This window comes from Pseudomonas sp. D1-1 (genome assembly GCF_051132225.1).
Taxonomy (GTDB): domain Bacteria; phylum Pseudomonadota; class Gammaproteobacteria; order Pseudomonadales; family Pseudomonadaceae; genus Aquipseudomonas.
Genome location: NZ_CP071676.1, coordinates 3,940,353 through 3,953,733 on the forward strand (window position 1 = coordinate 3,940,353; position 13,381 = coordinate 3,953,733).

A 13,381-nucleotide genomic window follows, 5' to 3' on the forward strand; every position below is an offset into this window, starting at 1 on the left:
ACAGTGTCCATAGGTCATTGTGTATCGACAAAACAGCTTTTCTTGACCTTTAAGTCAGAAAATCGTTGACCGAAAAGTCAGAACTGCTAAATTCAGCCCACGTCGATACAACAATAATGAATCTGCGAGGCCTTCCGTGATCCAGTTTTTACTCAACCAGGAACTCCGTAGCGAGCACGCCCTGGACCCGAACCTGACCGTGCTCAACTATCTGCGCGAGCATGTTGGCAAACCCGGCACCAAGGAAGGCTGCGCCAGCGGCGACTGTGGTGCATGCACCGTGGTGGTGGGCGAACTGGAAACGGACGCGAACGGTAGCGAGCGCATCCGCTACCGCAGCCTCAATTCGTGCCTGACCTTCGTCTCGTCGCTGCACGGCAAGCAACTGATCAGCGTCGAAGACCTCAAGCACAATGGCCAGTTGCACAGCGTCCAGCAGGCGATGGTCGACTGCCACGGCTCGCAATGCGGTTTCTGCACCCCGGGCTTCGTCATGTCGCTGTTCGCCCTGCAAAAGAACAGCGAACAACCCGACGCCCACAAGGCCCACGAAGCCTTGGCCGGCAACCTGTGCCGCTGCACCGGCTACCGGCCGATCCTGGCGGCGGCCGACCAGGCCTGCTGCGGCAAACAACCGGACCAGTTCGACGCCCGCGAAGCCCAGACCATCGCCCGCCTGAAAGCCATTGCCCCGACCGAAACCGGAGAGCTCAACAGCGGTGACAAGCGTTGCCTGGTGCCGCTGACCGTGGCCGACCTGGCCGACCTCTACGACGCCTATCCGCAGGCGCGGCTACTGGCGGGCGGCACCGATCTGGCGCTGGAGGTCACGCAGTTCCACCGCACCCTGCCGGTGATGATCTACGTAGGTAGCGTCGCCGAACTCAAGCGCATCGAGCGTTTTGAAGACCGTTTGGAGATCGGCGCCGCCACCGCGCTTTCCGATTGCTACGAGGCATTAAAAGCCGAATACCCGGATTTCGGCGAACTGCTGCAGCGTTTCGCCTCGCTACAGATCCGCAACCAGGGCACGTTGGGCGGCAACATCGGCAACGCCTCGCCCATCGGCGACTCCCCGCCCCTGCTGATCGCCCTCGGCGCGCAGATCGTGCTGTGCAAGGGCCAGACCCGCCGCACCCTGGCCCTGGAAGACTATTTCATCGACTACCGGGTAACCGCCCGCCAGGAAAGCGAATTTATCGAAAAGATCATCGTGCCCCGAGCCAGCGCCGAACAGACGTTCCGCGCCTACAAGGTTTCCAAGCGCCTGGACGATGACATTTCCGCAGTGTGCGCGGCGTTCAACCTGCATATTGAAAACGGTCTGGTGGAGGACGCGCGTGTCGCCTTCGGCGGCATGGCCGCAACACCCAAGCGTGCCAGGCACTGTGAAGCCGCACTGATCGGCGCGCCGTGGAACGACAGCACCCTCGAACGCGCCTGCGCGGCCTTGGCCGAGGATTTCACGCCGCTGTCGGACTTCCGCGCCAGCAAGGAATACCGTCTGCTCAGCGCCCGCAACCTGCTGCGCAAATACTTCATCGAGCTGCAAACGCCGCACATCGAGACTCGGGTGACCGCTTATGTCTAACCATCACGCCGTAGAGAAGACCCAGGCCGAACTGGCCGAGCTGTTCGCCCGCGACCTCACCACGGGCGTGGGCCGCAGTGTCAAGCATGACAGCGCTGCCAAACACGTGTCCGGCGAAGCCCAGTACATCGATGACCGGCTTGAATTTCCCAATCAGTTACACGTCTATGCCCGGCTGTCGGACCGCGCCCATGCGCGAATCCTGCGTATCGACACCACGCCCTGCTACGCCTTCGAAGGGGTGCGCATCGCCATTACCCATCAGGACATACCAGGCCTGAAGGACATTGGCCCGTTGTTGCCCGGCGACCCGCTGCTGGCGATCGATGACGTGCAGTTCGTCGGCCAACCGGTACTCGCCGTGGCGGCCAGGGATCTGGAGACCGCACGCCAGGCAGCCATGGCCGCGATCATTGAATATGAAGACCTCGAACCGGTGCTGGATGTGGTCGAGGCGCTGCGCAAGCGGCACTTCGTGCTCGACAGTCACACCCACCAGCGCGGCGATTCGGCCACGGCGCTGGCTACCGCCGAACATCGCATCCAGGGCTCGCTGCACATCGGCGGCCAGGAACACTTTTACCTGGAAACCCAGATTTCCTCGGTGATGCCCACCGAAGACGGCGGCATGATCGTCTACTGCTCGACCCAGAACCCCACCGAAGTGCAGAAGCTGGTGGCCGAAGTGTTGGGCGTGTCGATGAACAAGGTCGTGGTGGACATGCGCCGCATGGGCGGCGGCTTTGGCGGCAAGGAAACCCAGGCCGCCAGCCCGGCCTGCCTGTGCGCCGTCATCGCGCATCTCACCGGCCAGCCGACCAAGATGCGCCTGCCCCGGGTGGAGGACATGCTGATGACCGGCAAGCGCCATCCTTTCTATATCGAATACGACGTTGGCTTCGACGACATCGGGCGCCTGCATGGCATCGCCCTGGAACTGGCCGGCAACTGCGGTTGCTCGCCGGACCTGTCGGCCTCGATTGTCGACCGGGCGATGTTCCATGCCGACAATGCCTACTACCTGGGCGATGCGACCATCAACGGCCATCGCTGCAAGACCAACACCGCGTCGAACACCGCTTACCGTGGTTTCGGCGGGCCCCAAGGCATGGTCGCCATCGAAGAGGTGATGGATGCCATCGCCCGGCACCTGGGGCTCGACCCGCTGGCGGTGCGCAAGGTCAACTACTACGGCAAGACCGAGCGCAACGTCACGCACTACTACCAGACCGTCGAGCACAACATGCTCGAGGAAATGACCGCTGAACTGGAGGAAAGCAGCCAGTACGCCGAGCGCCGCGAAGCGATCCGCCGCTACAACGCAGGCAGCCCGATCCTCAAGAAGGGCCTGGCGCTGACGCCGGTGAAGTTCGGCATTTCCTTCACCGCCAGTTTCCTCAACCAGGCCGGGGCGTTGATTCACGTCTACACCGACGGCAGCATCCACCTGAACCACGGCGGCACGGAAATGGGCCAAGGGCTCAATACCAAAGTCGCCCAAGTGGTTGCCGAGGTGTTCCAGGTGGAAATGGACCGCGTGCAGATCACCGCGACCAACACCGACAAGGTCCCGAACACCTCGCCCACCGCCGCGTCCAGCGGCGCCGACCTGAACGGCAAGGCCGCGCAGAATGCCGCCGAAACCATCAAGCAACGGCTGGTGGAATTCGCCGCGCGGCAATACAAGGTCAGCGAAGAAGACGTGGAATTCCACAACGGCCACGTGCGGGTGCGCGATCACATCCTGACCTTCGAAGCGCTGGTACAACAGGCTTACTTCGCCCAGGTCTCGCTGTCGAGCACCGGGTTCTACAAGACCCCGAAAATCTACTACGACCGCAGCCAGGCCCGTGGCCGGCCGTTCTATTACTATGCCTTCGGCGCCGCGTGTGCCGAGGTGATCGTCGACACCCTCACCGGCGAATACAAGATGCTGCGCACCGACATCCTCCACGACGTTGGCGCCTCGCTGAACCCGGCCATCGACATCGGCCAGGTCGAGGGCGGCTTCATCCAGGGCATGGGCTGGCTAACCATGGAAGAACTGGTGTGGAACGACAAGGGCAAGCTGATGACCAATGGCCCGGCCAGCTACAAGATCCCGGCCGTGGCCGACATGCCGTTGGACCTGCGGGTGCGACTGGTGGAAAACCGCAAGAACCCCGAAGACACGGTGTTCCATTCCAAGGCCGTGGGCGAGCCGCCGTTCATGCTCGGCATCGCCGCGTGGTGCGCCATCAAGGACGCCGTGGCGAGCCTGGGGGATTATCGGCAGCAACCGAAAATCGATGCGCCGGCGACGCCGGAGCGGGTGTTGTGGGGATGTGAGCAGATGCGCCAGCCAAAGGCTGTGAAGCCTGCGGCAGCCGAAGCCGAAGTGGCTTCGCTCTAGACCGCGGCGCGGCCAATCGCGAGCAAGCTCGCTCCCACAGGGATTTGTGAACACCGATCCAATGTGGGAGCGAGCTTGCTCGCGATGAGGCTGGAACAGACAACAAAGATGTCGAGGTGAATATGTACAACTGGATCAGCGCCCTCGCCGACCTGCAAACCCGCGGCGAACCCTGCGTGCTGGTGACGATCATCGAGGAGCTCGGCTCCACCCCGCGCAACGCCGGCTCGAAGATGGTCATCAGCGCCCGCCAGACATTCGACACCATTGGCGGCGGTCATCTGGAATACAAGGCGATGGAGATTGCCCGGCAGATGCTTGCCAGCGGCCAGCAGAACACCCATCTCGAGCGCTTCAGCCTCGGCGCCAGCCTGGGCCAGTGCTGCGGTGGCGTTACCGTGTTGCTGTTCGAACCCATGGGCCAGGTCCAGGCGCAGATTGCCGTGTTCGGTGCCGGTCATGTCGGCCGCGCCCTGGTGCCGCTGCTGGCGAGCCTGCCTTGCCGGGTGCGCTGGATCGACTCGCGGGAATCGGAATTTCCTGAGCAGTTGCCCCACGGCGTACAGAAAATCGTGACTGAAGACCCGCTGGACGAAGTCGACGAACTGCCCGCCGGCAGCTACTGCATCGTCATGACCCACAACCACCAGCTCGACCTGGAACTGAGCGCCGCGATCCTCAAGCGCAACGACTTCGCCTACTTCGGCCTGATCGGCTCGAAGACCAAACGCGTCAAGTTCGAACATCGCCTGCGTGATCGCGGCTTCGACAGTGGCGCCCTGCAACGCATGCGCTGCCCGATGGGCATCGGCGAAGTCAAAGGCAAGCTGCCCGTTGAAATCGCCATCTCCATCGCCGGCGAAATCATCGCCACCTATAACGCGGATTTCGGCCAGCACACCTCCCGCGCCGAACCCATTGCCAGGTTGCTGCCGGTCTCGCGCCGCAACCAGCGTTAACCCTGTTATCGAGAATTCCCATGCCCCTGACACGCAAAGCCTACCGCGCCGCCCTGCTCCACAGCCTCGCCGACCCGGCCGAAGTCGGTATCGAGGCGTCCTATGAGTATTTCGAGGATGGCCTGCTGGTAGTTGAAAATGGCCTGATCAGCACTATCGGCCACGCCAGCGATTTGTTGCCGACCCTTCCGGCGGATATCGAGATCACGCACTACCAGGACACCCTGATCACTCCCGGCTTCATCGACACCCATATCCACCTGCCGCAGACCGGCATGGTGGGCGCCTATGGCGAGCAGTTGCTGGATTGGCTCAACACCTACACGTTCCCCTGCGAAAGCCAGTTCGCCGACCCGGCCCACGCCGAGGCGGTGGCGGACATTTTCGTCAAGGAACTGCTGCGCAACGGCACCACCACAGCCCTGGTATTCGGCAGTGTGCACCCGCAATCGGTGAACGCTTTTTTTGAGGTTGCCGAGAAACTCGACCTGCGGATGATCGCCGGCAAGGTCATGATGGACCGCAACGCGCCGGACTACCTGGTCGACACCGCCGAATCCAGCTACACCGAGAGCAAGGCGCTGATCGAACGCTGGCATGGCAAGGGTCGCCTGCATTACGCCGTGACCCCGCGCTTCGCGCCGACCAGCACGCCGGAGCAGCTGACCCTGGCCGGCCAGTTACTCGGCGAATACCCGGACCTGTACATGCAGACGCACATCAGCGAGAACCTGCAGGAAGTGCAATGGGTCAAGGAGCTGTTCCCCGAGCGCAAAGGCTACCTGGACGTCTACGACCACTACCAATTGCTCGGCGAGCGCTCGGTGTTTGCCCATGGCGTGCATCTGTGCGACGAAGAATGCGCACGCCTGGCACAAACCGGTTCGGCCATCGCGTTCTGCCCGACCTCGAACCTGTTCCTGGGCAGCGGCCTGTTCAACCTGCCGATGGCCGAGAAGCACAAAGTCAATGTGGGCCTTGGCACCGACGTGGGCGGCGGAACCAGTTTTTCGCTGCTGCAAACCCTGAACGAAGCCTACAAGGTCATGCAGTTGCAAGGTGCGCGACTGAGCCCGTTCAAATCGCTGTACCTGGCCACCCTCGGCGGCGCCCGGGCCTTGCGCCTGGAAGACCGGATCGGCACGTTGCAGCCGGGCACGGACGCGGACTTCCTGGTGCTGGACTACAACACCACGCCGCTGTTGAGCTATCGCCTGAAGCAGGCCAAGGACATGGCCGAGCGGTTGTTCGTACTGATGACCCTGGGGGATGACCGGACGGTGGCGCAGACTTATGCGGCAGGCCGGTTGGTGCACCAGCGCTAACTTTCAGCGCCTGCCAGACCGCTTTCGCGAGCAGGCTCGCTCCCACAGGGTTGCCTGACCCCAGAAGCCAGATTGGTGTCCAACTTTCTGGAGACAGTCCAGGGTCAGTGTGACCAACACAAATCCACTGTGGGAGCGAGCCTGCTCGCGAAGGGCGCGCCTCGGCATCGCTGACTCAACTCAATCAGAGCTTGGCCGTCGACCGCCCCGGCTTCTTGCTCTGCAACAGATGCGAGAACACTGCATGCAAATCGTCCGACGCGCTTTCTTCGTCGAGGTTGAGCTTGCTGTCGATGTGATCCATGTGATGCATCATCAGGTTCACCGCCAGGGCTGCGTCACGGGCCTCGATGGCATCGATCAACTGGGTGTGTTCGTCATAGGAACAGTGGGAACGGTTACCGCTTTCGTACTGGGCGATGATCAACGAAGTCTGTGATACCAGGCTGCGCTGAAAGCTGATCAGCGGCGCGTTTTTTGCCGCCTCGGCCAGCTTGAGGTGAAACTCGCCCGACAACCGGATGCCGGCGCCACGGTCCCCTCGGGAAAAACTGTCGCGCTCGTCGCTGACCATCTGCCGCAGCTCGGCAAGCTGTTCGGCGCTGGCATGCTGTACCGCCAGTTCAGTGATCGCCTTCTCCACCATGCGCCGGGCAAAGAACACCTGGCGTGCCTCTTCGACGCTCGGGCTGGCGACCACCGCACCGCGATTCGGGCGCAGCAGCACCACGCCTTCATGAGCCAGGCGCGACAGCGCGCGACGAATGATGGTGCGACTCACCCCGAAAATCTCCCCAAGCGCCTCTTCACTCAACTTCGTACCAGGCGCCAGACGCTGTTCGAGGATGGCCTCGAAAATGTGCGCGTAGACAATATCGTCCTGGGTTCCGCTGCGGCCGGCTTTGCCTGCTCGCGGTTGTTTCTTGAGGGGTTGCAACTGTTCGTTCATGGGCACTCGAGTCGGGAGAACTGCGGCGATTTAACCGTGACTGTAATACGGCACAGCGGGTCGCTGGCAAGTATCGCGTAATAAACACGGCGATTGTACACAACCTCTGATGGCAACACGACTGTACGGCTCTTTGCGGGCATGGCTGTATTGCAATCGACAACTGCGTTGAGTTTAGGCTTGATCCGGCAATCCGTGGCTCCGCCAGTCCAGCCAATCTACAACAAGGACAACCGCTCACCATGACCGAAATCAGCACCGCGCCACTTCGCCCCCTGGCCGATACCTCGCCATCGGCCATCGTCGCCGGTTTCATCGCCATGATGACCGGCTACACCAGCTCACTGGTACTGATGTTCCAGGCCGGGCAGGCGGCGGGGCTGACCAGCGGGCAGATTTCATCATGGATCTGGGCCATCTCCATCGGCATGGCGGTGTGCTCCATCGGCTTGTCGCTGCGCTACCGCACGCCAATCACCATCGCCTGGTCAACACCCGGCGCAGCCTTGCTGATCACCAGCCTGGGCGGCGTGAGTTATGGCGAAGCCATCGGCGCGTACATCACCTGTGCGGTGCTGGTGACGATCTGTGGCCTGACCGGCAGCTTCGAGCGCCTGGTCAAACGCATTCCGGCTTCGCTGGCGGCCGCGCTGCTGGCGGGGATTCTGTTCAAGATCGGCAGCGAAATATTTGTCGCCGCGCAACATCGCACCGGCCTGGTGCTGGGGATGTTCTTTACCTATCTGATCGTCAAGCGCCTGTCGCCCCGCTATGCGGTATTGGCCGCGCTGCTGGTCGGCACTGCCCTGTCGGGCTTGCTCGGACTTCTCGACTTCAGCGGTTTCGCCCTGGAAGTGGCGACACCGGTCTGGACCACGCCAGAATTTTCCCTGGGGGCCACCATCAGCATCGGTATCCCGCTGTTCGTGGTGGCGATGACCTCGCAGAACATGCCTGGCATCGCCGTGCTGCGCGCCGACGGCTACAACGTACCGGCCTCGCCATTGATCACCAGCACCGGCGTTGCGTCGCTGTTGCTGGCCCCATTCGGTTCCCATGGTATCAACCTCGCCGCCATCAGCGCGGCGATCTGCACCGGGCCACATGCCCATGAAGATCGCGACAAGCGCTACACGGCGGCCGTCTGGTGCGGGATTTTCTACGGCTTTGCCGGGGTTTTCGGCGCAACGCTGGCGGCGCTGTTCGCTGCGCTGCCCAAGGAGTTGGTGCTGTCCATCGCGGCATTGGCGCTGTTCGGCTCGATCATCAATGGCCTGAGCATCGCCATGAGCGAAGCGAAGGAACGGGAAGCGGCGTTGATCACCTTCATGGTCACGGCGTCGGGGTTGACGCTGTTTTCCATCGGCTCGGCGTTCTGGGGGATTGTCGCGGGGGTGGTGACCTTGCTCATCCTGAACTGGCGGAATGCCTGAATCTTGAAAGCTTCGCGAGCAGGCTCGCTCCCACATTGGGTCGGTGTTCACACATCCCCGGTGGGAGCGAGCCTGCTCGCGAAAGCGACCTGAAGGACAACAATTACCCAACCGACAGGCACAAAAAAAACCGGCACCCAAACGGGTTGCCGGTTTTTTTCAGACCATCAAGCCTTGTTGATCGGCTTTTCCGGATACCAGACATCCATCAGCGGGCTGACTTCAACACTGGTCAGCTCAGGACGGGCCTTGAGCCAGGCTTCAACGGCAGCGCGCTGCTCTTCGGTCACCGAGCCACGCTTCTGCAGGCAGACCAGACCATAGTCGTCACCGCCGACATAGCCCAGGCCATTGGCTTCCATGGCTTCTTTCAGGAAAGCGTCGAGGAAAGCGTCAATAGCCTCATCGGCCAGATCTTCTTTGAAATCCAGGTTCAGTTCGAAACCCAGCTCTTGAAATTCATCCACGCACAGCTTTTTGCGCAGACGCTGGGAACGGTTAGTCGCCATTGGAACAATCCTCATAAGTAATAACGGCCGGCACTTTACCAGTTTGGTGCGTCGATTGCCCGACTGATCGGGCAAGTCCGCCTACCGCCGGTAAAAAAATACCGCTTCGCTGGGCTTGGGCACGGCACAAGCCGTTGCGCCTTGGGGCATAATGCCGACACTTTCATGACCGTTGAGGGCGTTCATTTTCATGTCCTCGTTCTTTTCCCCCTCGCCTGCAGGGTTTTATTTCACATGATCAAATCTTTGCGCCCATTGCTTCTGGCCAGCCTTCTTCTTCCTTTGGCCCTGCCTGTCCCCACCCAAGCCGCCACCATCAACACCGCCCTGTCGCCGAATGTGCAAAAGGCCCTGAAGAACAGCAAACTGCAAGACCACGCCCTGTCCCTGGTGATGGTACCGCTCAACGGCCCCGGCACCCCGACGCTGTATAACGCCGATGTCTCGGTGAACCCGGCGTCCACCATGAAGCTGGTAACGACCTACGCAGCCCTGGAAATGCTCGGGCCGAACCATCAGTGGAAAACCGAGTTCTACACCGACGGCACCCTCAGCGGGGGCATTCTCAACGGCAACCTGTACCTCAAGGGCGGCGGCGATCCCAAGCTGAACATGGAAAAGCTCTGGCTGTTGATGCGTGACCTGCGAGCCAACGGCGTGCAGCAGATCACCGGCGACCTGGTGCTGGACCGCAGCTTCTTCATCCAGCCGCAATTGCCCGAGTTCAACGACGACGGCAATGACGAAAACAAACCCTTCCTGGTCAAGCCCGATTCGCTGCTGGTCAACCTCAAGGCGCTGCGCTTCGTGGCCCGCAATGACGCTGGCCGGGTACTGATATCGGTCGAACCGCCCATCGCCAGCATCCGCATCGAGAATGTGGTCAAGGCCGCCAACTCCAAGCAGTGCACTGGTGGCGTGCGCTACAACCCGGTGGCCCAGGCGGACGGCAGCATGACCGTGACCGTCAGCGGCCAACTCGGCGAGGGTTGCAGCTCCCAGACCTACCTGTCGCTGCTCGACCATGCCACCTACACCGCTGGCGCCGTGCGAGCGATCTGGAAGGAGCTGGGCGGCAGCATCCAGGGCAGCGACCGCCTGGCCGCGACGCCGAAGAACGCCAAGCTGCTGGCCCGGGCGTTCTCCCCGGACCTGGCGGAGATCATCCGCGACATTAACAAATACAGTAACAACACCATGGCCCAGCAACTGTTCCTGAGCCTGGGCGCGGAGTTTCGCAACGAGGCCGACGGCGACGATGCCAAGGCTGCGCAGCGAGTGGTGCGCCAGTGGCTGGCCAAGAAAGGCATCACCGCGCCGCACCTGGTGATGGAAAACGGCTCCGGCCTGTCCCGCGCCGAACGGGTCAGCGCCCGGGAAATGGCGGCGATGCTGCAGGCGGCATGGCGCAGCCCGTATGCGGCGGAGTTCATCAGCTCGATGCCCATCGCCGGCACGGACGGCACCATGCGCAAACGCCTCAAGACCACCGCCATGGCCGGCGAAGCGCACGTCAAGACCGGTACGTTGAACACAGTCCGCGCCATTGCCGGCTATAGCCGCGACATCAATGGCAATACCTGGGCGGTCGTGGCGATCCTCAACGATCCGAAGCCATGGGGCGCCTCCTCCGTGCTGGACCAGGTGCTGCTGGACTTGTATCGCCAGCCGAAACTGCCGCAGACGGCGTCGGTGCTCTGAGCCAGCCCCAACACAAAACCAGATGTGTGGGAGCGAGCCTGCTCGCGAAAGCGCCGGAACATTCAGACTCTTCATGGACTGAATCACCGCTTCGCGAGCAAGCTCGCTCCCACATCGTCTCGGGGTGAAGTTGGCTAGCCCAACTGCACCTCGACCCGATCCCGCCCGGCCTGCTTCGCCGCGTACACACCTGAGTCGGCGCGCAACAGCAGCGCGTCGGCACCTTCGCCAACGCGCCAGCTGGCGATGCCAAAACTGGCGGTGATGGTGCCGATGTCGTCGATCGGCGAACCCCGCAGGCCGTCCCATAACCCCAACGCCAGGGTGTAGGCACTTTCATTGTCCGTATCCGGGCAGAGCACCACGAACTCTTCGCCGCCCAACCGGCAGAATACGTCGGTGCGGCGTAACCGATGGGTGATGCGCTGGCAGACCGCCTGCAACACCCGATCACCCACCGCATGGCCATGCTGGTCGTTGATGCGCTTGAAGTGATCGATGTCGAGCATGATGACCGCCAGCTCGCCGGAGCCCCGTTCAACCCGGGCCATCTCCGAAGTCAGGCGCTCCTGGAAATAGCGCCGGTTGCGAATGCCGGTCAACGCGTCGGTAATGGACAGTGCCCGCAGTTCTTCTTCCACGCGCTTGAGGTCGGAGATGTCCGAGACATAGCCGTGCCACAACACACCGCCGCCAGGCAATTGCTCGGGCGTGGCCTCTCCGCGTACCCAGCGCAGACCGCGCTGCGGCAGTTGCACCCGGTACTCTTCGCGCCACGGGCTCAATGTCTCCGCCGAGATGCGGATCGAAGCACGCACCCGGGCGCTGTCCAGCGGATGGATGCGCGAAAACACCGCTTCGGCGTGCCGTACCAGCACGTCAGGCTCCAGTTCGTAGATGTCGCGGATGCCGTCGCTGGCATAGATCACGCTGAACTCACCGGTAAAGTCCATCTTGAACTGATAGATGCCGCCGGGGACATGGGCGCTGAGTTTTTTCAACAGCAGGTCCCGTGCGGCCAAGGCTTCGTGGACGCGCTTGCGTTCGGTGACGTCGATGCAGATTGCCAGGTGCCCGACCCACAACCCTTGGTCGTCGAGCACGGGCGTGGCCAGCATGTTGACCGTCAGGTGGCTGCCGTCGCGGCGCACCAGGGTCCACTCCCGAGCCTGTTGGCCGCCCTGCTCACCGCCTTCGAGCAGCATCGCATGGCACGTCGGGATTGGCTTGCCGAAACGCACGGCCAGCTGTGCGGCCCGATGCTGCAGCTCACGCGGAACGTGAAGACTTTCCAGGGTCATGCTCTGCAGGACATCGCAACTGCGATAGCCGAGCATCTGCTCGGCGCCGGCATTGAACGTGGTGATGACACCGCGCAGGTCGGTCGCGATGATCGCGACTTGCGTCGCGGCGTCGAGCACGCCCTTCAATTGGCCGTGGGTGCCGCGCAGTTCCGATTCCCGGGCATGCAGTTCCCGGGTGCGCTGTTCCACCAGCGCCAAGGCCCGCTGTCGCTGGCTGACCAACGTATACAGCAAGACGCTGAGCATCAGGCTGAGCAGCCCGCCCAACACCGTGACGCTCACGACGCTGGAATGATTGTTCGACAGGAACGCGAGACTGGGCCGCAACTCCACGCGGAAGTCATGATCGGCCAGGCGCAACATCCGGACCGCCGACAGCTCGCTTTTACCCGGTCGGTTGGATGTTTCGAACAGGACTTCCCAAGGGGTATCGTGGGCGGAATCAATCACACGCATCGTCAGACTGTCATCCTCCGCCTCCGGCAGCCCATCGGCGACCAACTGGCGCATGCTGATGGCCGCCACCACGTAGCCGAACGGCTCGCGGGCCAGAGGCTTGAGAACGGGCGCCGCCAGCATCACACCTCGGGCAAAGGCCGGATCGCTCCCGATCAGATCAATGGGCTCGGAAACTACCAGGGCGTTACGCTGGCGCGCCCGTTCCAGCGTGGCACGGCGCAGTGGATGCGAAAGCAGATCCAGGCCCAGCGGCGCGCCATAGGATGGCTGGCTCTGGATATACAGCAGCGGCGCGTATTCATTCCGCTCAGCGGCCTGGCGCAGGATTCCGGCCTCGTCTCGTTCACGAACGGTAAAGGTAGTGGATACTTCGGCTCGTGCCTGTTGCTCGAATGCCTGGCGCTCCTCCCGCAGCACCCGTGGCGCCCAGGCAAAGGCCCGGGTACGCCGCAAGAGCGCTTCGGTATAGCCATGGAATTCGGCGCCAGACACTCCCGCGGAGTTGGCAAAGAACCGCCTCAGACTGTCGAGACGTTGCTCCTGGTCCTGGAAACGCTCGTCGAGGCGGCTATAGCGTTCTTCGGCGAGCAATTCGAAGCGCTGGCGCAATTGCTGGTTGAACTGCTTCAACGTGCCCCAGGCCAACAAACCGGTCAGCAGCAGGCCTGCCATCAGGACGACGCAAGCCACGAGCCATGCTGAAACATCTTCGCTGATAAAGCCCAGGATCCTGGGACGCACCTGATGTAATGCCATAAA

General features: G+C 62.2%; 9 protein-coding genes. 6 read left to right on the plus strand and 3 right to left on the minus strand.

The window, feature by feature from the left end; genetic code table 11:
- Nucleotides 1-136 precede the first annotated feature (136 nt).
- The 4 genes from xdhA to guaD all read left to right on the plus strand — a co-directional run bounded on the left by xdhA (nt 137) and on the right by guaD (nt 6,267).
- Nucleotides 137-1,591, plus strand: coding sequence for a xanthine dehydrogenase small subunit (gene xdhA / locus J3P86_RS17655; RefSeq protein ID WP_434698543.1), 1,455 nt, complete (start codon nt 137-139; stop codon nt 1,589-1,591).
- Nucleotides 1,584-3,983, plus strand: coding sequence for a xanthine dehydrogenase molybdopterin binding subunit (gene xdhB / locus J3P86_RS17660; protein ID WP_434698544.1), 2,400 nt, complete (start codon nt 1,584-1,586; stop codon nt 3,981-3,983). Before xdhA ends, xdhB begins: the two co-directional genes overlap by 8 nt.
- 122 nt (nt 3,984-4,105) lie before the next feature.
- On the plus strand, nt 4,106-4,942 hold the full coding sequence (gene xdhC, locus J3P86_RS17665) for a xanthine dehydrogenase accessory protein XdhC (protein ID WP_434698545.1): 837 nt from the start codon (nt 4,106-4,108) through the stop codon (nt 4,940-4,942).
- Between the two features lie 20 nt (nt 4,943-4,962).
- Nucleotides 4,963-6,267 carry a guanine deaminase gene (gene guaD, locus J3P86_RS17670; protein ID WP_434698546.1) on the plus strand — a complete coding sequence of 435 codons (1,305 nt, stop codon included), beginning with the start codon at nt 4,963-4,965 and terminating at the stop codon, nt 6,265-6,267.
- Nucleotides 6,268-6,451: 184 nt separating this feature from the next.
- Here guaD and J3P86_RS17675 read toward each other — a convergent pair whose 3' ends face one another.
- Entirely contained in the window at nt 6,452-7,216 is a 765-nt protein-coding gene (locus tag J3P86_RS17675; protein ID WP_305499918.1) for a GntR family transcriptional regulator, read from the minus strand.
- 242 nt (nt 7,217-7,458) lie between these two features.
- Here J3P86_RS17675 and J3P86_RS17680 point away from each other — a divergent pair, with 242 nt between their 5' ends.
- Nucleotides 7,459-8,649, plus strand: a complete 1,191-nt coding sequence (locus J3P86_RS17680; RefSeq protein ID WP_434629638.1) for a benzoate/H(+) symporter BenE family transporter — start codon at nt 7,459-7,461, stop codon at nt 8,647-8,649.
- A gap of 167 nt (nt 8,650-8,816) precedes the next feature.
- Here J3P86_RS17680 and J3P86_RS17685 read toward each other — a convergent pair whose 3' ends face one another.
- Nucleotides 8,817-9,158 carry a YggL family protein gene (locus J3P86_RS17685; protein WP_434572947.1) on the minus strand — a complete coding sequence of 114 codons (342 nt, stop codon included), beginning with the start codon at nt 9,156-9,158 and terminating at the stop codon, nt 8,817-8,819.
- A gap of 234 nt (nt 9,159-9,392) precedes the next feature.
- Here J3P86_RS17685 and dacB point away from each other — a divergent pair, with 234 nt between their 5' ends.
- Nucleotides 9,393-10,859, plus strand: coding sequence for a D-alanyl-D-alanine carboxypeptidase/D-alanyl-D-alanine endopeptidase (gene dacB / locus J3P86_RS17690; RefSeq protein ID WP_434629634.1), 1,467 nt, complete (start codon nt 9,393-9,395; stop codon nt 10,857-10,859).
- A gap of 134 nt (nt 10,860-10,993) precedes the next feature.
- Here dacB and J3P86_RS17695 read toward each other — a convergent pair whose 3' ends face one another.
- A complete protein-coding gene (locus J3P86_RS17695) occupies nt 10,994-13,378 on the minus strand; it encodes a sensor domain-containing diguanylate cyclase (RefSeq protein ID WP_434698547.1) in 2,385 nt (794 codons plus the stop codon).
- Nucleotides 13,379-13,381: the final 3 nt, after the last annotated feature.